We start from the raw sequence: 18,183 nt of genomic DNA on the forward strand, positions 1-18,183 counted from the left end.
GTCCTTTGTGGGAGCGAGCCTGCTCGCGAAGGGGCCAGTACAGACAACGCACGCCCCCGCCAAATGAACTCTCGCCCCCCCAAACCAGTCAGCTACTTAGGCCCCCAGGTTCCCGGAGTTGCGCGACAATGGCTGATCACCCCGAACGCCAAAGCCCCATCGACGCCCACGGCATCATCGGCGACATGCGCAGCGCGGCGCTGGTCAACGACAAGGGCAGCGTGGATTTTTTCTGCTGGCCGGAGTTCGACAGTCCGTCGATTTTCTGCTCACTGCTGGACACCCCCGAGGCGGGGATTTTCCAGCTGTCGCCGGACTTGCCCGACGCCCGCCGCGAACAGATTTACCTGCCCGACACCAACGTGTTGCAAACCCGTTGGCTCAGTGACCAGGCGGTGGTCGAGCTCACCGACCTGCTGCCCGTCGGCGACACCGAAGACGACCTGCCACTGCTGATGCGGCGGATCCGCGTGGTCAACGGCCGCGCCACCTTCCACATGCGTTGCGCGGTGCGCCATGACTACGCCCGCGCCAGCACCCGCGCGAGCATGGATAAGAATGACGTGATCTTCGCGGCTGCCGACCAGCCGTCCCTGCGCCTGTGCGCCGATCAAGCCATGCACATTGATGCCAATGGGGCGGTCGCGCAGTTCACCCTTGAGCAAGACCAGACCGCCCAGCTCCTGCTCGGTGCGCCTGGCGACCCACGCTTCAAGGAGGGTGCCGCCGATCTGTGCCTGGAACGCACCCTGAAGTTCTGGCGCGACTGGATCGGCCAGTCCAACTACCGCGGGCGCTGGCGCGAGAGGGTTAACCGCTCGGCCCTGGCCATGAAGCTGCTGACCTCGCGCAAGCACGGCGCCATTCTCGCCGCGGCTACTTTCGGCCTGCCGGAGAGCCCCGGTGGCGAGCGCAACTGGGACTATCGCTTCACCTGGATCCGAGACGCTTCGTTCACGGTCTATGCGTTCATGCGCCTGGGCTTCGTCGAAGAGGCCAACGCCTACATGCGCTGGTTGCGCGGGCGGGTCAGCGACTGCCGGGGCAAGCCGATGAAACTCAACATCCTGTATGCCATCGACGGTCGCCAGGAGTTGCCGGAAATCGAGCTGACGCACCTGTCCGGTCACGGTGGCGCACAACCGGTGCGCATCGGCAACCAGGCGTACCAACAGGTCCAGCTCGACATCTTTGGCGAGCTGATGGACGCGATTTACCTGGTCAACAAGTACGGCGAAGCCATCTCCCATGAAGGCTGGAAACACACGGTGGAAGTCATCGACCAGGTTTGCCAGACCTGGGAACAAAAGGACGTCGGCATCTGGGAAATGCGCGGTGAGCAGTATCACTTCCTGCATTCACGGCTGATGTGCTGGGTCGCCCTGGACCGCGCCATCCGCCTCGCGTCCAAACGCTCACTGCCCGCCCCGTTCGCCCGCTGGGACCAGACCCGCCAGGCGATCCATGCCGACATCTGGGAAAACTTCTGGAATGAGGAGCACGGGCATTTCGTCCAGCACATCGGCGGCACCGGCCTGGACGGTTCGATGCTGCTGATGCCGCTGGTGCGCTTCGTCAGCGCCCGCGACCCGCGCTGGCTGGCAACCCTGCAAGCCATCGAAAAGAGCCTGGTGCGCGACGGCATGATCTACCGCTACCGCAACGACGACAGCCGGATCGACGGCCTGCCCGGCAGCGAAGGCGCCTTCGCCGCCTGCTCGTTCTGGTACGTCGAATGCCTGGCCCGCGCCGGCCAGCTCGACAAGGCCCACCTGGAGTTCGAACAGCTGCTCAGGTACGCCAACCCGCTGGGGTTGTATGCCGAAGAGTTCGACAGCCATGGGCGGCACATGGGCAACACGCCGCAGGCGCTGACGCACTTGGCGTTGATCAGTGCGGCGTGTTTTCTGGATAGAAGGTTGAGTGGGGAGAAGGTTGTTTGGCAGCCTTGAGTACGGGTCAAACAATGCTCGAATGCAGGCAGAAGGTGACTCAAGGCACTACTGGATCTACTCCGGCACTGACCGAAAACCGCTCCCGATAAGCCTGCGGCGTCACCCCCATGGCCCGCAGGAAGCTGCGGCGCAGGGTTTCTTCGCTGCCGAAGCCGCATTGCACCGCCACCCGTTTGATCGGCACTCCGGTATCGCTGAGCAGACGCCGTGCGGTTTCGACGCGGATCAGTTCGATGGCCCGGGCCGGGGTCTGGCCGGTGTCGGCGCGGTAGTGGCGCACGAAGCTGCGTTCGCTCATGCCGGCCTGCAAGGCCAGGGTCGGGATGCCGAGGTCCTTGGTCAGGTTTTCGCTGATCCAGGCGTGAAGTTCGTCGAATCGCTGGCCTTCCTGTTGCAGGGACAAGGTCACGCTGAATTGCGACTGGCCACCCGGACGCTTGAGAAACACCACCAGTTGCCGGGCGACGTCCAGGGCCATGTTGCGCCCCAGGTCCTGTTCGACCATGGCCAGCGCGAGGTCGATGCCGGCCGTCACGCCGGCCGAGGTCCAGACCGGGCCGTCGTTGATGAAGATCGGGTTGGGTTCGACCTGCAAGCGCGGGTGCTGTTGCGCCAGTTGCTCGCAGCGGGTCCAGTGGGTGACCACCCGCCGGCCATCGAGCCAGCCGCTGGCCGCCAGCAGAAACGCACCGGTACACACCGAGGAAACCCGTCGGCAGCCACGGGCATGCTCGCGCACCCAGGCGACCAACGACGCATCTTGCGCCGCCGCGTAGACACCCCAGCCACCGGCGATGATCAGGGTGTCAGTGCCGTCATCCGGTAAGGTTTCGGCCAACAGCGCCAGGCCGGCCGACGACATCACCGCCCCGCCGCCGCTGGCAATCACCGTCGGCGCGTAGGGTGGCGGCAGGCCTTGCTGACGGGCAATGTCGTTGGCCGAGGCGAAAACCTGCAATGGCCCGGTGACGTCGAGCAATTGCACGTTGGCGAACGCGAGTACATGGATGGTTTTCGACATTTGGCGTAATTCGTGGGGATATTGGCGTATACGCCAAATCCTACGAGCCTACAGTCAACCCGTCCACCCCACTTCACGAGAAAACACCATGACGTTGCAGATCGGCTTTCTGTTGTTTCCACAGGTTCAGCAACTGGACCTGACCGGCCCTTATGACGTACTGGCCTCGCTGCCGGATGTGAAAGTGCATCTGATCTGGAAGGACCTGATGCCGGTCACTGCCAGCACCGGCCTGCTGTTGAAACCGACGACCACTTTCGAGGATTGCCCGGCGCTGGACGTGATCTGCGTACCCGGTGGCAGTGGCGTCGGGCCGTTGATGGAAGATGACCAGACCCTGGACTTCCTCAGGGCCCAGGCCGCCAACGCCCGGTACATCACGTCAGTGTGCACCGGCGCACTGGTACTGGGCGCGGCGGGATTGCTCAAGGGCAAACGCGCCACCACTCACTGGGCCTATCACGAGTTGCTCAAGCCGCTGGGCGCAATCCCGGTAAAGGATCGGGTGGTTCGCGACGGCCATCTGTTGACCGGAGGCGGGATCACCGCCGGTATCGACTTCGCCCTGACCCTGGCCGCCGAGCTGTTCGACCCGGCCACCGCCGAGTTGGTGCAGTTGCAACTGGAGTACGCTCCGGCCCCGCCGTTTACGGCGGGCAGCCCCGAGACGGCGCCGGCCAGTGTGCTGGAGGAAGCTCGCCAGCGGGCTGCCGGCTCATTGAAGCTGCGGGCGGAAATCACCGAGCGCGCAGCGGCGAAACTCGATCGTCAGTAAAAAAGTGGCGGCAGGAACACGCTTCCTGCCGCCCCGACTTTTCCTGCGGCCACAAAAAAACCCGCCGAAGCGGGTTTTTCCAAGACCATGACGACTCCTTGTCGCAGCGTTCCTTGCATATGGTCGATCATCCGTGATCCTGAGCACATCCTGTGCTTCAGTGGGTGAGGCCAGAATACGCATCGGATCCAAATTGTAACAGGCGATATCGCTACCATCGCGTGTAAGACATTCGCTATAAGCCACCTTCCGAAAACCCTTAGAGGCCTCAGGCGTCGAGCCTGGAGGCCACGAGTTTCGCGACTTCCAGCTGACTTTCGACTGCCAGGCTCTGGTCAGTCACCCTGAAGCTCGTGGGCCTTGGCCTTTTCCACAAGAAACTGTTCGATGTTGCTCATCTGCTCATCCCAACCACGGCTGTCCATCCGGAACGCCTTGAGGCGACGATGCTGGGGAATGTGGTCGAAACCCGACTCGGACACCTTGAGAAGCGTGCCGTCATCCATGTCTTCGAGCTCGAACTTCACCAGGGTGGTGGGTTCCTGGGAGTAATCGAACTCCGGCTCTATCGCATAAGGGTGCCAGCGAAACGAAAACAGCCGTTCCGGCTCGACCCGCTCCACCAGTACATTCCAGCGCAAATGCTCATAACCGGGGTAGGTAATCTGCCCCTGGGTCCACTCGCCTGCGACAAAACGCTTGCCTTCCAGTTCCACGCCAAACCACTGTCCGAACTCTTCGGCATTGGCCAGCACGCGCCAGACCTGCGAACGCTTGGCCTTGAGCAGGATTTTCCTTTCGATGCGATCAGATGCGGGGTTCATAAGTCACCTCCTGTACTTGAACAGTAGGTCAGTAAGACCACAAGACCAACCCTAAAGTTGTACCAATCGGGATGGGCAATCAACCATGCCTGAGATATTCGGTTGCATTTGCGGGGATAAGTTCTGGGGCCGGAGAAAAGTCAGAGCCTGGAAACTGCTAACGTTCTCCCTCCAGATCGCCCCACGAAAGGAGTCGTCCATGAAAAACCTGCGCGGCAGTTGCCTGTGTAAAACCATCGAATACCAACTCGATAGCCTCGACATGCCCATCAGCCACTGCCATTGCCAAACCTGCCGCAAGGCTCACGCGGCAGCGTTTGCATCGACCGCCGGGGTCATGCGCGAGCACTTTCGCTGGATCAAAGGCCAGGATCGCCTGAGCCGCTACGAATCGTCGCCGGGCAAGTTTCGATATTTCTGTTCGGTCTGCGGTTCACACCTGATGGCCGAGCGGCCGGCCCAGCCTCACGTGATTGTTCGTGTGGCGACACTGGATGATGACCCGAAAATGACCCCCCAAGCGCATATCTGGACGTCTCATGATGTGCCTTGGCTTGAATACCCATCGGTGGAAAAGCATGCGCAGTGGCAAGCGTAGCGGACTGAATCCGTCACACGGCTACACTGCACCTCAACATTCGGTCACAGCGAGTAATCCGGCATGAACCCACGCTTACTATTGGCATTGACGCCCCTGCTGTTCACCCCCATGGCGGTCGCCGTGGACTGCGACAACGCCAGCGACCAGGCGACGATGAACCAGTGCGCGGCGCAGCAGAATGCGGCCGCCGACAAGGAATTGAATGCGCTGTACCAGCAGATCACTTCGCGATTCAAGGGCAACCCGGACAACAAGAAGCTGCTGGTGGGTGCGCAGCGGGCGTGGGTGGCGTTCCGCGATGCCGAGTGCAAGTTCTCGGCGTCCGGGGTGGAAGGCGGGAGTGTGTATCCGCTGATCTACAGTAATTGCGTGACGGAATTGACCAAGGCGCGGGTGCAGACGTTCAAGAACTATCTGAAGTGCCAGGAAGGGGATATGAGTTGTCCGGTGCCGGGGGGCTGAGATTTTCAGTGTTTTTGCGGGCCTCTTCGCGGGCAAGCCCGCTCCCACAGGGTTCAGCGGTGTTCACACAATAGTGAGCACACCACCAATCCACTGTGGGAGCGGGCTTGCCCGCGAAGGCTTCAGTTCAGTCGCCGCAATTACCGGACAAATATCTGCGCCGTGGTAATCGCCATGTCCCCGCCCGGCAATTTGATGCTGCCCGTCTGTTTCAGGCTGTCGGCATCGAAGATCGCCACGTCGTTGAACGTCCCGGCCAGGTAGATCTTGCTGCCGTCCTTGTTGAAGGAAATGCAGTAGTAGGAGTGATCAAGCGTCGCCGCCTGGAGCATTTTCTTCTCCTTGATGTCGTACTTGGCCAACCGATTGAGCACGCCAAACATCAGGTTCGGGTCCTTGGGCGAGCGCATGCCGCTGAAATAGATTTCCGTCAGTGGCCCGAAGTCGGTGGTTTCGGTCTTGCCGGTTTTCAGGTCGACGCTGAACAGGCCGTACAGGTATTCGGCGGTGGCCGGGTCCTGCTTCTTGTCCTTGAATTTCGCGGCGGTGTAGAGCAGCGAGAAATCATGCCGGTACGTCTGCTGGTTCCACACGTAGAGCACGTCCGGCGCGCTGTAGTTCGGGCGTTTCCAGTGACGGCTGGGGATCAGCACGTCGAACTTGCCGGTCTGCACATTGACCTTGTAGACGTCCGCCCCGGCTACATACAAGGTGCCGTCGTCGCCACTCTGCATGATGGTCAGCTGCCTTGGCGCCGGGAAGCTGCGCACCGGCTTGGCATCCATGCCGGCGTCGGTCTTGTACACGTCGAGCCGAGGCTGCTGCACTTCGTAGCGGTCGTTCATCATCAGCGTCGGGTTGGCGATGGTGAACAGTTCCTTGCCGTCATGGCTGAGGGTGAAGGCGAACATCGACTTGGCCTTCTCCCCCGGCTTCTGGGTGATGCTGGCGTGGAACACCTGTTTGCAGCTGTCCAGTTCGACGCCGTAGACATCCGCATAGTGGTTGTTCAGCACGTAGGCGGTCTTGCGATCCGGCGACAATTGCACGGTGCCGGGGCCGAAGGCGTCAGGCATCTTGCAGGTCTTGTACAAGGTGTCGGTGGCCAGGTCGATCACGTGCAGGTTGTTGGGGTAGTTGGTGGTCAACATGTATTCGTGACCGTCCTGCAGCGCGGTGTTTTCATCGGCCAGGACACTGACCGAACAACTGCTCAGGACGGCAAACGCGGCCAGGCCGCAGGCTTTGATGCTGTGCATGCTGGAATCCTTCTTGTTATACGCTGCTTTCAAGGGCATCACTTGTCCTTGGGGAAGACAGTGCCGAGGTTGCGCCAGTTTTCGTTGGACGCCTGGGCATCCTTGTTCCAGTCCGGGTAGGTGCTCATCATGTCGGGCACCTGGGCCGGCCACCAGCACGGATCGGAGCACCCGTAGAGGTCGGCCTCCATCGGCTGGCACAGTGACGACACACCGCCGAACGCATCGATTTCCCAGCCCGGGTCGGTGGTCGAGGCACAGCCCGCCACGGAGCTCATGGCCACCACTTCCTCAATGCGGTTCTCGTCCGCGGCCTGATCCAGCTTCAACGCTTTGTTATTGATTGCCTTGAGATGTTTCATATCAGTGAGCCTTGCGCGGAGTGATGTAACTGCTGATGAACGCAGGGTTATGGGCCATGATCCGGGTGTAGACCTCGATGCCGAAATCGACCCAGTCACGCATCAGTTCGCAGTAGTGATAGGTCGGGTGCGTCGGGTCGCCGTAGCGGGCGTAGCTCTCGTGGTAGCAACCGCCGGAGCACAGGTTGCGGATCTGACAGTCTTCGCAACCGGTGTTGGTGCGATCCAGGCGCTGGGACAGGAAGTCGTTCAACTCCACCTGCTTGACGCCGCTGTGCACGTTGCCGAAGGTCGGCAGGCTCGAACCGGTAAAGCGGTGGCACAGGTTCAACTCGCCCTTGTGATCGACCGCCAGCATCTTCAGGCCCGCACCGCACGGCAGGGCCTTTTTGTGGCCTTCGTGGATGTCGGTGATCAACTGGTGCAGGTTGGAGAAACCGATGTTGCGGTGCTCCAGCGCCGCTTCCAGATAGCGCCGACCGAGTTTTTTCATGTTGGCGAAGACTTCGATCAACTCGTCGCTGGTCAGGTTGAAGCTGCTGATATCGCCGGAAGTCACCGGGGCAAAGCCGACTTCAGCAAAACCCAGCTCGTTGAACAAATGATCCCAGATGGTCTCGACATCGGTGACGCCGGTGGTCAAGGTCACCCGCGCGCCCACCGGACGGCTGTTGTAGCGCGACAGCAGCATCTCGGCCTTGCGCCGCACCACGTCATAGGTGCCCTGCCCGCCCACGGTGATGCGGTTGCGGTCGTGCACGGTTTTCGGCCCATCGATGCTCACCGACAGCCCGAAACGGTGGGCATTGAGGTAGTCCACGGTTTCTTCGGTGAGCAGCGTGGCGTTGGTGGTCATGACGAATTCGACGAACTTGCCGGCCTCGCGAAAACGCTTCTCACAGTAATCGACCATGTACTCGATCAGCTTGCGGTTGCTCAGCGGTTCGCCGCCGAAGAACACCACGGTGAAACGCTCCTCGTCCGGCGATTCGCGCAGCAGCATTTCCACCGAGGCGATGGCCGTTTCGACGTCCATCTTCTTGCCGGCCGACGGCTTGTCGAGGTCTTCCTTGTAGCAGTAGGTGCAGCTCAGGTTGCAGCCGGTGTTGACGTTCAGCACCACGGTGTTGATCGCCGTGCGCTCGACCCGTTTGGTGGCGATGTCCGGGGTCAGCGGCGAACCGTCGCTGACCAGTTCCAGGGCCATCAGTTCGCGCAGGGTCTCGGTGATTTCCTCGCCGTTGAAGCGCGCCGCCAGGCGCTGGATCAGGTCGTCCGAGGAACAGCCGGGACCGCGCAGGGTATCGATGATGGTGCCCGTCAGTTCATCGCTGGCGAACAGCGAACTGCTGGGGATGTGAAACAGCATGCGGTCGGCATCGACCTGCACTTCGTGCAGGTTGCGTTCGACCAGATTCAAGATAGCGCCCATTGCCAACCTCCTGTGCAGGCCCCGCTTGGCGGGGCCTGCGGTCATTCCAAAAAGATGTCTGAAACCGTGAGAGATCAGTCAACTCATGGAATGGGTGGATTGTTCCAGCGTTGCACGGTCACGATCATGTGGCCTTCGCCGGTCAGGGATTTCCCTGCGTCGTCGACGGCGGCGATCACCTTGAGGTTGCCGGCATTGTTGGTGGACATCTTGCGCGCCGGGTTCGGCCCGGCATCGCCCGGGGTGAACACGCCGGTGTCGGCCTGCATGGTGCCGGCGAACTTGACGTCTTCGTCTTCCTTGGCACGGTCGTCGAAGGCTTCGACCTTCCATTGCGCCGGGAACACGCCGATGCGGTACGGCTTGCCATCGGCGCCTTTGCCCCAGGCCTCGGCATCGAAACGGCCCTGGACCTTCGGCGTCGAACCGCCACCCTCGCCAATCCGTGCCACCGAGAATTCAGGCACGACCTTGACTGCGTCGATCTTGCTGTACACCGACAGGCTCGGGCCTTTCAGCGTGCCGACGGTGACTGCACGCGCGCCCGGCTGGGCATTGGCGGCGGCCTTGAGCTTGACCTTGATCTGCTCCGGACTCTGCGAGACGACTTCGACCACTTCCACGCCTTTGCCGAAGTTCGGCTTGCCGGAAAGTCCGCTGCCGATCAGGGTCACTTCGGTCTCGCTGCCGGCCTTCACGTAGCCCGGTTGCACCGCCAGCAAACGTTGGGAGCCCTGTTTGGCGGCGACGAAGTCCAGGCCGCGCTCGTCGTGTTCGGCCTCGAACATCCGGCCCTGCATGGCATTGCCTTGCGCGGCGAACACCTGGCGCATGGTCACGCCATCGATGGTCACGTTGCCGCGCCATTCGTAGCCGGTGTAGAGAATCGCGCTGCCGTCGCCGTTGAATGGCGTGCCGTCGGCATACTGGCCTTTGACGCTGACCTTGAAGGTATCGCTGCCGTCGGCGGTTACGCTCATGACACCGGCCAGCTCGCCTTTGCCCGGTAAGTGACCGCTGAAGCTCCAGTCCCCCGCCAGCGCCTCGCTTTTCGGTGCGGCGCTCTGCCATTTTTTCCAGGCCGGGTTGTCTAGCGGGTAACGCTTGGCCAGCAGCGGCACCATCTCTTTGCGGGCCAGATCGAACCAGTCGCGGTCGCGGGACAGGGCCTGGTATTCGAGTGACGGCCATTGACCGAGGTGGAAGTTCACCAGGCGCTCCCACTCCTGGGCCGGCCGCCGTTGCAGGGCCACCCGCGCACCGGAGTGGCAACGGCCGCACATCTGGCTGGTCTGGTCATCGAATTGTTCGACGGTATTGAGCCGGCGCTCCAGCGCATAACGCACGCCGTCGGTTTCGCTCGGCGCCAGGCCCTGGGTATCGGCCAGGTATTTGACCAGCGTGCGACGGTCGTCGTCGCTGATCTGCAACCCGTGCATGGTCTGCATGCGGGCAATGCTCATCAGCCAGCCTTCCGGCGTCTTGCGCTGGTGGCTGATGCGGCTCAGGCCGTTATCGGCTTCGGGGGTATGACAGCCCTGACAGGTTTCCTTGAGGATGGTCTGGGCGTCGCGGGCTGCCAGGCTATAGGGCGAATGCAGCGCTACGCAAGCCGCTACGGCCAGCAGGCTGGCGCTCATGCCTGATCGGAGTTTTCTCTTCATCAACGTCGAACCTCGCACGGTGCGTTCTTATTGTTGTGACTTAGCGTTTTTATGGTTTCTGCCGCCGGCGGTGAACCGCTGACGGAGGCAAGAGAAACGTCTGCGATGAGCAATACACGGAGCGTGCCAGCTTATGAATACCTCAATGAATCAATGATTTGCCGATAATGGCCGGTGTTTTGCCAATCGTGTCGTCGGCGTTCCGCGTTTAATTTCGCGACAACTGTTTCAGCCTGAGACAAGCATAGCTTTCTGTAGGAGCGAGCTTGCTCGCGATGGTCGTTAACGATTACGCGTGCTTACAGGCTAAACGTGGTGCTCTTTCGTCCATCGCGAGCAAGCTCGCTCCTACACAGGGTGTTGTGTTCGGGACGTCTCACGTCGTCGCAATTTGCGACGTTTATCGTTCGCAGGGTGATCCGCAGAGAATCTGTCACGCCCCGGCAGATGGGGCCTACGGGCCGAAAAAACACAACTGGCACAGCCATTGCGAAAGACCTCGCCACACGAACAAGACGAGGTTTCATCATGTCGCTCCCACACCTGCTTCCCGCCACTTCGGCGTTCATCCAGCGCGCCCCGCGCATGCTCATCGGCGGTGACTGGGTCGAGGCCGCCGACGGCCAGACCATGCCCCTGCACAACCCGGCCACCGGTGAAGTGCTGTGCGTGGTGCCACGGGCAACGCCGGAGGATGTCGACCGCGCCGTACTCGCCGCCCGCCAGGCGTTCGACGATTCCTCCTGGACCCGCACCCGCCCCCGGGAGCGGCAGAACCTGCTGTGGAAACTCGCCGACCTGATGCAACGCGACGCCGAACTGTTGGCACAGCTGGAATGCCTGAACAACGGTAAAAGCGCGGCCGTGGCCCAGGTGATGGACGTACAACTGGCCATCGACTTCCTGCGCTACATGGCCGGCTGGGCGACCAAGATCGAAGGCTCGACGGTTGACGTGTCGGCACCGCTGATGCCCAACGATCAGTTCCACAGCTTCATCCGTCGTGAAGCGGTGGGCGTGGTCGGTGCCATCGTTGCCTGGAACTTCCCGCTGCTGCTGGCCTGCTGGAAACTCGGCCCGGCCCTGGCCACCGGTTGCACGGTTGTACTCAAACCGGCCGATGAAACCCCGCTGACCGCACTGAAACTCGCCGAGCTGGTGCTGGAGGCCGGTTATCCCGAAGGCGTGTTCAACGTGGTCACCGGCACCGGCATCACCGCAGGTTCCGCCCTGACCCACAATCCGCTGGTGGACAAGCTGACCTTCACCGGCTCCACCGCGGTGGGCAAGCAGATCGGCAAGATCGCCATGGACTCCATGACCCGGGTCACCCTGGAACTGGGCGGCAAGTCGCCGACCATCGTCATGGCCGACGCCGACCTGAGAACCGCGGCGGCCGGGGCCGCCAGCGCGATTTTCTTCAATCAGGGCCAGGTCTGCTGCGCAGGTTCGCGGCTGTATGTGCAGCGCAAGCATTTCGACAATGTGGTGGCGGACATCAGCGACATCGCCAACGCGATGAAACTCGGCAACGGCCTGGACCCGAGCGTCGACATGGGACCGTTGATCTCGGCGCGCCAGCAGGAGCGCGTGTACGGGTACATCGAAAAGGGCCGGGAAAGCGGCGCGACCATCGCCTGCGGCGGCGAGCAGTTTGGCCCGGGGTTCTTCGTCAAGCCGACGGTGATTGTCGATGTCGATCAGAAGCACTCACTGGTGCAGGAAGAAATCTTCGGCCCGGTGCTGGTGGCGATTCCGTTCGACGACGAGGCCGATGCCCTGCGCATGGCCAATGACAGCCCCTACGGCCTGGGGGCGAGCATCTGGTCGAATGATCTGGCGGCGGTGCACCGGATGATTCCGCGCATCAAGTCGGGGTCGGTGTGGGTCAACTGCCACAGCGCGCTGGACCCGGCGTTGCCGTTCGGCGGCTACAAGATGTCCGGGGTCGGGCGTGAGATGGGGTATGCGGCGATCGAGCATTACACCGAGTTGAAGTCGGTGTTGATCAAACTTTGATAGTCGGCGCTCTTTAGGCCGCCATCGCGAGCAAGCTCGCTCCCACAGGGTTTTGCGTCGATCTCAGGATCATGGCTCAACACCAGTCCACTGTGGGAGCGAGCTTGCTCGCGATGAGGCCGGTCGAGACAGCCCAAATATCAGGGTTTGTATCCCTGAGCCAACAACCAGCCCCGAACCATCCTCCCCTGTTCGACGGTCAACCCGGCCAATACCTGCTCAGCCGGCTCCGCGCGCAAGCGCCGCACCAGCGGCGCCACCTCCACCCCCTGCACATGCCAGATCCCCAGCGGTTGATCCACTGTGATCACCACCTCGGCCTCATCGACAAATCCGTCGCGCAGCACCGGTGCGAGTTCGATTCTCAGCGCATTGAAATCGGCCTCGGCATGAGCGATTTCAGCATCCGGCCATTGCCGCCGGGCCTGCCAGAATGGCTGATCCAGCCAACGCTGCTCATCGGCATAAAAATCCCGGCCGATCCGCGCGAACCGCAGGAACAGCTGTTCCACACGCTGCTGGTGGAAACGCCGGGCCAGAGCCGCTCGCTCAGGTTTGCACAACAGCGTGTTGATCACCGTCGGCGCCTGCAACGCCGAGGAGAGCGATTGAAAGATGCCATTGCCCGACAACGGGTCCACGGCCATCGCCGCATCGCCGACCCGAATCCAGTTATCGCCGCACACCTGCGGGTGGAGAATCGCCGTGCTGCTGCGGGCATGCAGCTGCACATCCAGCTCCGGTTCGCCGCCGAAAAAACCACGGGCCACTGCCGACTCCCCACGTTTTTGCCGGCAGTAATCGAGCAACATGGCCTTGCCCGGCAACCCGGCACTGGCCACGTCCACCGTCCATTGCCAGTAACACTGACCGTCGGCCCGCCGCGCCATCCATGCCCAGCCGTCTGCAAGGCTTTCCACGGCGCTGGCGGTGCTGCCCGGCGTACCTTGCCAGCGATTGAGCAGGCTGACGGTCTCGGGGCCACGCAAGCCCTTGCCGATAGCGGGTGCCTGCCGTCCTCGGGCTTCCACGAGAAACGGCGCGAGCAGCGCTTCGTGTCCGTCGATTTCGATTCGGTGGCCATTGGCCGATGACTGAACCCTGAGCACCCGGCCTTCGATCAGCTCGACCCCCGCCAGGCGCAAATCCTCACGCAGGCCTCGGTCAAACAGCGGACGGTCGAGCAAGTACTCGATGTTCTGCGCATGGTGCTGGCCGTTCCAGCTCACCTGGCGTTGAGAAGGCAGCGCCGCCTCCGTCAACGCCTGATGCAGGCCCGCGCTGCGCAAGGCATCCAGAACCCGCACGGACACGCCTTCAAGCGCCGCAAACCGGCGCCATTCGCTGATCAGCGTGACGCGATGGCCAAGCCGCCGTAGCCCCAGTGCGACAGCGGCTCCAGCCGGTCCCGCGCCAAGAATGACGATGTCCGTCATGGCCCGAAGCGCCGCTCAGGGCCACGGTAACGGGCATGATCGCGCAACCACGCGATGACTTGCTCATTGCTGGCATCAGGCTGCTCGACGAGGAACCCGGCGATGTGCCCGCTCAACGCGGCGCAACCGAGGCTCGCCCCGGATTGCCCCGGGTACGTGCCATGCACACAGGCGGCGAAATCCGCCTGGGCGCTGTTGAGCCACGACCATTCCTGTTCGGCGCAGCGCGCATCGCCGGTCACCCGCAACACCTGCGGATAATTCGCCGGAAACACCCCGCCCCCCTGGGCCGGGCTCGATGCACACAGCAGCACGCCCTGCGCCACCGCCGCCGCACAAGCTGTGCGCAACAGGCTGCGATCCTGGCGCAGGCCGAGGCTCAGATTGATCAGTCGCACGTTCTGCGCCACCAGCCAGTCAATCGCCGTGGCGATCTGCAAGGCGCTGGTGACACCGCGCTGGTCGAACACCTGGGCCACGCAAAACAGCGCCGAGGGTGCACGCCGGCCAATCGCCTCGATCACCGCGCTGCCATGCCCCAGCGGATCGTCGCGCAAGTCGCCCTCGGCCAGGCCATCTTCGAGCAATGAAAAGCGCCGGCCGGCGATCACTTGCACCCGTTGCGCCGCCGAATGGCCGCTGTCCACCACACCCACGCGCAACTCAGGTTTCATGCAGCACCGTTTTCGAGATCAGCACGCCGTCGAGCAATTCGAAACGCAGATCGGCATCGGCCAGGGTTGAAGGGCGATGGCTGATCAGGATGCGCGTGCGTGCGGCAAACAAGCGGTCGATGGCGTCGATGACTTCGCGCTCGGTGGCTTCGTCCACCGCTGAGGTCGCTTCATCGAGCACCAGAATCAAAGGGTCCTGCAACAGCGCCCGGGCAATCGCGATGCGCTGCTTCTGTCCACCGGACAACTGCTGGCCGCGCTCGCCCAGCGGACTGTCGAGGCCCTCGGGCAAGGACTCGATCAGGCTGTCGAGTTGCGCCAGGCGCGCCACTTCTGCAATCGCTTCGCGACTGGCGTCCGGCACCGCATAAGCCAGGTTGTCGGCGAGGCTGCCGCGAAACAGCACGATGTCCTGGCTGACGATGGCAATGCGCCGACGCAACTGGAACAGGTCCAGCTCGCGCACATCGACGTCGCCCAGCAGGACCCGGCCCGATTGCGGATCGTGATGCCGTTGCAGCAGGTCGATCAGGGTGGATTTACCGACGCCCGAACCGCCGCTGAGGGCCACTTTCAAACCGTAGGGAATCCGCGCTTCGATACCGCGCAGGGTCGATTGGCGGCCGGGATGGGCGAAGTGCACGTTGTCGAACCAGAGATCGCCGCCATTGGGCATCGGCTGAGGTCTGGCAGGCGTCGACACGGTCGGCTGTTCGCCGCGCAACTCCATGACCCGGCCGAGGCTGACGGTCATCCGCTGTATCGCCACGTAGAGCCCGAGCAGACTCTGTACCGGCCCCACTGCCATCCCCAGGTAGGTGGAAAACGCTATCAGCGCCCCGAGCTGCCAGGTGCCTTGCACCACCCAGTATCCGCCGATCAGGAAGGCGCAGGCCCGGGACAGCGAGGTCAGCGTGCCGGGCACGGCCTGGGTGAAAAACTCGGTGACTTGCAGGCGCAGCAACTGGCTCATGTAGCCCTGCCCCAGCGTTTCGAGGCGCCGCGCTTCGCGCTGTTGCTGGCCGGCGGACTGGATGAACTTCATCACCGGCAAGGTCTCGACCATGAACGACGACATGTCCGCCGAACGCTCGCGCAACTGCCGCACATCGCGCTCGACCTTGCGCCGCATCCAGCGCAGCCAGAGGACATCGAGGGGGATCAGTACCAGGGCCAGCAACGAAAGTTTCCAGGACAGCGTCACCAGCATCGCGATGGCAACCACCAGGCCAATCACGCTCGACACCGCCGAGAACAGCGAGTCCACGGCGAACCGCTGGATCTCCGCGACGTCGCCATCGAGGCGCGACATCAGGTCACCGATGCGCCGCTGACCGTAAAAGCTCGGCGACAGGGTTTGCAGATGCCGGTACAGGTCATCGCGCAGGGCAAACAGCATGCGCCCGGACAGGCGCGTGTGCAGGTAGCGGTTGATGCCCGAAAGCGCCGTGCCCAGCAACCCGGCAACGATCATCAGCCCGGCGATCAGCACCAGCATCGGGAAGTTGCGCGCCAGCAGGCCGTCGTCGATCAACAGTTTGGTCAGCCACGGCTGCACCAGCACCAACGCCGAAGCGCAGACCGACAGGCCCAGCAGCCCGGCAATCGCCAGGCGATGGGGGCGCACGAAGCCGTACAGCCAGCGCAGCGACGCCTGCAGGGCCTCGGGGTTCTGGCTGTCGATCAGCCGAACGATCAGGCGTTGCATCAGGAGCGCAACTGTTTGAGCTTGCGATACAGGGTCGCGCGGCTGATGCCCAGGGCGTCGGCGGCGGCCGAGACGTTGCCCTGATGCGTGTCCAGGGACTGGCGGATCAGCTCCAGTTCGTTTTCCCGGATGCTGCCGGCCTGGGGGCGTTCGCTGGCGGTCAATTCGTCGAGCATGCTGTCGGGCAGGTGGTCGAGGGTCAGCACGGTTTCACCCGGTTCGCGCATGGCCAGCGCGGTGCGCAGGACCATCTCCAGCTGGCGAATGTTGCCCGGCCAGTGATAACCGCTGAGTAAGCGATCGAGATCATCGTGCAGGACCACGGCGGGTGCGCCCAGTGTCGCCAGCAGGCGGCTGACCAGCGCGGCGAAATCTTCGCGTTCGCGCAGGGCCGGGAGCATCACGCTGATGCCGTTGACCCGGTAGAACAGGTCCTCGCGAAAGTGTTTATCTTCCACCAGACGCTTGAGGTCACGGTGGGTAGCGCAAATCAGTGCGACGTCGATGTCCTGCTCTTCGCCGGCGCCCAGGGGCGCGACCTTGCGATCCTGCAACACCCGCAACAGTCGGGCCTGCAAAGCCAAAGGCATGTCGCCGATTTCATCGAGAAACAGGGTGCCGCCATGGGCCTGTTGCAGGCGGCCGACCATACCGCCCCGGCGTGAACCGGTGAATGCGCCTTCGCGGTAGCCGAACAGTTCGGACTCGATCAGGCCTTCGGGAATGGCCGCGCAGTTCACTGCCACGAAGGGTTTGTCGCAGCGCGCGCCGGCCATGTGCAGGGCGCGGGCGATCACCTCTTTACCGGTGCCGGTTTCGCCCAATAACAACACCGGCAGTTCGTTCGCCAGCCCTTGACGGGCCATGCGCAAGGCACGGGCGTAGCGCGTATTGCTGCCGGCGAGCGCTTCCAGATCCGGTTGCGCCTTGGCCGGTTTCGCGACCGTGCGCGGCGGGCTGCCGACGTTGATCGAGCGTTGCGGCGCGCGCAGGGTTTTATAGAAGAATTCACCCTTGGCGGTCTGCAGGCTGCCGGTGCCGCCCTGATGCAGGCGCGCCAACAATTGCAGACCATCGACGCCGAGAAACTCCTCGCAGCGCCGACCGACCAGGGCCGAGCGTTCGGCGTGGAGCAACTGACAAGCCTGGGCGCTGACCGCGAGGATCTGCCCGCCGAGACTCACCGCCAGCAGGCCTTGCCACGGGGATTCGAGGTATTGGCGACGGCTGTGGAAGGCAAGGACGATTTCGTCCGGATAACTGGCGTTGAACACCCGGCTTTCGATCTGGCTGACGGCCATGGCCAGCAGCGCCGTGCTGTCATGGGCACGGCCGAGCGGGCCTTCGCGGGTCAGGTCGAGGACGCCGAGGATGTCGCCCTGTGGGCAATGGATCGGCACCGAAGTGCAGGAAAAATCACTGAGGCGATCCAGATAATGTTCGCCGCAATCGATCAGGGTCGGCCGGGCTTCCACCAGTGCCGTGCCGAGGGCGTTGGTGCCGCGAACCGCTTCGCTCCAGCAGGCGCCGAGGGTGATGTCCTGCAGGACACTGCCCTTGAGGCGATCGGCGCGGCCTTCGACGGCGAGGATGGTGGCGTCGGAGTTGGCGAGGATGATCAGCCCTTCCTTGCCCTGACGCTCGGCCAGGTAATCGATGGCCGGCAACGCGGCGTCGATCAGCAGGCGATTGCTGGCCAATAACAGGTCCAGGCTGGCGCTCGATTCCAGCGCCAGCTCGTGCTTGGCATTGAAATGCACGCCATGGCTCAGGCTGCGCCGCCATGAAGCATCGATTTCCGCACGCAGGACACCATCCGGCACTTCGCCGTCCAGGTGCAGCTTTTCCCGGGCCAGCCGGGCTTCGCGATGCAGTTTGGGGGAGTTTGTTTTTATCAGCGTCATCAAGCGCTCCGGGTCGTCCGCCCTTGCGCCTTCATACGTCGGCGCCCTGCCGCAATCTTTACGTTAACGTAAGGGCTATGGCAAGTG

The 18,183-nt window shown here is 62.8% G+C and carries 16 protein-coding genes; 5 read left to right on the forward strand and 11 right to left on the reverse strand.

The features are described from left to right. Positions 1-128 precede the first annotated feature (128 nt). Positions 129-1,952: a glycoside hydrolase family 15 protein gene (locus KW841_RS20170; protein WP_218479405.1), complete on the forward strand. Its 1,824-nt coding sequence runs from the start codon at positions 129-131 to the stop codon at positions 1,950-1,952. A 40-nt stretch (positions 1,953-1,992) separates the two neighbouring features. On the opposite strand, the gene KW841_RS20175 is transcribed toward KW841_RS20170, so the two are convergent. Continuing rightward, positions 1,993-2,976: a GlxA family transcriptional regulator gene (locus KW841_RS20175; RefSeq protein ID WP_218479406.1), complete on the reverse strand. Its 984-nt coding sequence runs from the start codon at positions 2,974-2,976 to the stop codon at positions 1,993-1,995. 88 nt (positions 2,977-3,064) lie between these two features. On the opposite strand from KW841_RS20175, the gene inhA reads away from it, so the two are divergent. Beyond that, positions 3,065-3,751 carry an isonitrile hydratase gene (inhA, locus tag KW841_RS20180; RefSeq protein ID WP_218479409.1) on the forward strand — a complete coding sequence of 229 codons (687 nt, stop codon included), beginning with the start codon at positions 3,065-3,067 and terminating at the stop codon, positions 3,749-3,751. Here the strand turns inward: inhA and KW841_RS20185 are convergent. Both KW841_RS20185 and KW841_RS20190 read right to left on the reverse strand, forming a co-directional pair. After that, positions 3,745-3,882, reverse strand: coding sequence for a hypothetical protein (locus KW841_RS20185; RefSeq protein ID WP_218479411.1), 138 nt, complete (start codon positions 3,880-3,882; stop codon positions 3,745-3,747). The genes inhA and KW841_RS20185 overlap by 7 nt on opposite strands. Positions 3,883-4,086: 204 nt before the next feature. Then, positions 4,087-4,575 (reverse strand): SRPBCC family protein, encoded by a 489-nt coding sequence (locus tag KW841_RS20190; protein WP_218479414.1) that lies wholly within the window; start codon positions 4,573-4,575, stop codon positions 4,087-4,089. Positions 4,576-4,774: 199 nt separating this feature from the next. Here KW841_RS20190 and KW841_RS20195 point away from each other — a divergent pair, with 199 nt between their 5' ends. Then, positions 4,775-5,173 (forward strand): GFA family protein, encoded by a 399-nt coding sequence (locus tag KW841_RS20195; RefSeq protein ID WP_218479416.1) that lies wholly within the window; start codon positions 4,775-4,777, stop codon positions 5,171-5,173. A gap of 63 nt (positions 5,174-5,236) precedes the next feature. Then, positions 5,237-5,638 (forward strand): lysozyme inhibitor LprI family protein, encoded by a 402-nt coding sequence (locus KW841_RS20200; RefSeq protein ID WP_218479418.1) that lies wholly within the window; start codon positions 5,237-5,239, stop codon positions 5,636-5,638. Positions 5,639-5,778: 140 nt separating this feature from the next. On the opposite strand, the gene peaD is transcribed toward KW841_RS20200, so the two are convergent. The 4 genes from peaD to peaA form a co-directional block, all read right to left on the reverse strand. Then, positions 5,779-6,897 (reverse strand): quinohemoprotein amine dehydrogenase subunit beta, encoded by a 1,119-nt coding sequence (peaD, locus tag KW841_RS20205; RefSeq protein WP_033047452.1) that lies wholly within the window; start codon positions 6,895-6,897, stop codon positions 5,779-5,781. A 38-nt stretch (positions 6,898-6,935) separates the two neighbouring features. After that, on the reverse strand, positions 6,936-7,259 hold the full coding sequence (gene qhpC / locus KW841_RS20210; protein WP_007971075.1) for a quinohemoprotein amine dehydrogenase subunit gamma: 324 nt from the start codon (positions 7,257-7,259) through the stop codon (positions 6,936-6,938). 1 nt (position 7,260) lies between these two features. Continuing rightward, positions 7,261-8,691, reverse strand: a complete 1,431-nt coding sequence (gene peaB, locus KW841_RS20215; RefSeq protein ID WP_007971077.1) for a quinohemoprotein amine dehydrogenase maturation protein — start codon at positions 8,689-8,691, stop codon at positions 7,261-7,263. An 83-nt stretch (positions 8,692-8,774) separates the two neighbouring features. After that, on the reverse strand, positions 8,775-10,355 hold the full coding sequence (peaA, locus tag KW841_RS20220) for a quinohemoprotein amine dehydrogenase subunit alpha (RefSeq protein WP_218479420.1): 1,581 nt from the start codon (positions 10,353-10,355) through the stop codon (positions 8,775-8,777). A 528-nt stretch (positions 10,356-10,883) separates the two neighbouring features. On the opposite strand from peaA, the gene KW841_RS20225 reads away from it, so the two are divergent. After that, complete coding sequence (locus KW841_RS20225; RefSeq protein ID WP_218479423.1) at positions 10,884-12,374, forward strand: aldehyde dehydrogenase; 1,491 nt, start codon at positions 10,884-10,886, stop codon at positions 12,372-12,374. A 140-nt stretch (positions 12,375-12,514) separates the two neighbouring features. On the opposite strand, the gene KW841_RS20230 is transcribed toward KW841_RS20225, so the two are convergent. Genes KW841_RS20230 through KW841_RS20245 form a run of 4 tightly spaced genes read right to left on the reverse strand, consistent with a single transcriptional unit; the run spans position 12,515 to position 18,096 of the window. Then, on the reverse strand, positions 12,515-13,810 hold the full coding sequence (locus KW841_RS20230; protein ID WP_218479425.1) for an NAD(P)/FAD-dependent oxidoreductase: 1,296 nt from the start codon (positions 13,808-13,810) through the stop codon (positions 12,515-12,517). Next, positions 13,807-14,484, reverse strand: coding sequence for a S8 family serine peptidase (locus tag KW841_RS20235; RefSeq protein WP_218479427.1), 678 nt, complete (start codon positions 14,482-14,484; stop codon positions 13,807-13,809). The genes KW841_RS20230 and KW841_RS20235 overlap by 4 nt, the downstream gene beginning before the upstream one ends. Further along, entirely contained in the window at positions 14,474-16,192 is a 1,719-nt protein-coding gene (locus KW841_RS20240; protein ID WP_218479429.1) for an ABC transporter ATP-binding protein, read from the reverse strand. The genes KW841_RS20235 and KW841_RS20240 overlap by 11 nt, the downstream gene beginning before the upstream one ends. Further along, positions 16,192-18,096 carry a sigma-54-dependent Fis family transcriptional regulator gene (locus tag KW841_RS20245; protein ID WP_218479430.1) on the reverse strand — a complete coding sequence of 635 codons (1,905 nt, stop codon included), beginning with the start codon at positions 18,094-18,096 and terminating at the stop codon, positions 16,192-16,194. Before KW841_RS20245 ends, KW841_RS20240 begins: the two co-directional genes overlap by 1 nt. Between the last annotated feature and the right edge of the window lie 87 nt (positions 18,097-18,183).

It is taken from the genome of Pseudomonas sp. PDM28 (genome assembly GCF_019219115.1).
In the GTDB taxonomy this organism is placed as follows: domain Bacteria; phylum Pseudomonadota; class Gammaproteobacteria; order Pseudomonadales; family Pseudomonadaceae; genus Aquipseudomonas; species Aquipseudomonas laurylsulfatiphila.

Bases quoted from the DNA above. Each gene is read 5' to 3' on its own strand.
- KW841_RS20170 (WP_218479405.1), top strand. From the start codon at position 129: ATGGCTGATCACCCCGAACGCCAAAGCCCCATCGACGCCCACGGCATC.
- KW841_RS20175 (WP_218479406.1), bottom strand. From the start codon at position 2,976: ATGTCGAAAACCATCCATGTACTCGCGTTCGCCAACGTGCAATTGCTC.
- inhA (WP_218479409.1), top strand. From the start codon at position 3,065: ATGACGTTGCAGATCGGCTTTCTGTTGTTTCCACAGGTTCAGCAACTG.
- KW841_RS20185 (WP_218479411.1), bottom strand. From the start codon at position 3,882: ATGATCGACCATATGCAAGGAACGCTGCGACAAGGAGTCGTCATGGTC.
- KW841_RS20190 (WP_218479414.1), bottom strand. From the start codon at position 4,575: ATGAACCCCGCATCTGATCGCATCGAAAGGAAAATCCTGCTCAAGGCC.
- KW841_RS20195 (WP_218479416.1), top strand. From the start codon at position 4,775: ATGAAAAACCTGCGCGGCAGTTGCCTGTGTAAAACCATCGAATACCAA.
- KW841_RS20200 (WP_218479418.1), top strand. From the start codon at position 5,237: ATGAACCCACGCTTACTATTGGCATTGACGCCCCTGCTGTTCACCCCC.
- peaD (WP_033047452.1), bottom strand. From the start codon at position 6,897: ATGCACAGCATCAAAGCCTGCGGCCTGGCCGCGTTTGCCGTCCTGAGC.
- qhpC (WP_007971075.1), bottom strand. From the start codon at position 7,259: ATGAAACATCTCAAGGCAATCAATAACAAAGCGTTGAAGCTGGATCAG.
- peaB (WP_007971077.1), bottom strand. From the start codon at position 8,691: ATGGGCGCTATCTTGAATCTGGTCGAACGCAACCTGCACGAAGTGCAG.
- peaA (WP_218479420.1), bottom strand. From the start codon at position 10,355: ATGAAGAGAAAACTCCGATCAGGCATGAGCGCCAGCCTGCTGGCCGTA.
- KW841_RS20225 (WP_218479423.1), top strand. From the start codon at position 10,884: ATGTCGCTCCCACACCTGCTTCCCGCCACTTCGGCGTTCATCCAGCGC.
- KW841_RS20230 (WP_218479425.1), bottom strand. From the start codon at position 13,810: ATGACGGACATCGTCATTCTTGGCGCGGGACCGGCTGGAGCCGCTGTC.
- KW841_RS20235 (WP_218479427.1), bottom strand. From the start codon at position 14,484: ATGAAACCTGAGTTGCGCGTGGGTGTGGTGGACAGCGGCCATTCGGCG.
- KW841_RS20240 (WP_218479429.1), bottom strand. From the start codon at position 16,192: ATGCAACGCCTGATCGTTCGGCTGATCGACAGCCAGAACCCCGAGGCC.
- KW841_RS20245 (WP_218479430.1), bottom strand. From the start codon at position 18,096: ATGACGCTGATAAAAACAAACTCCCCCAAACTGCATCGCGAAGCCCGG.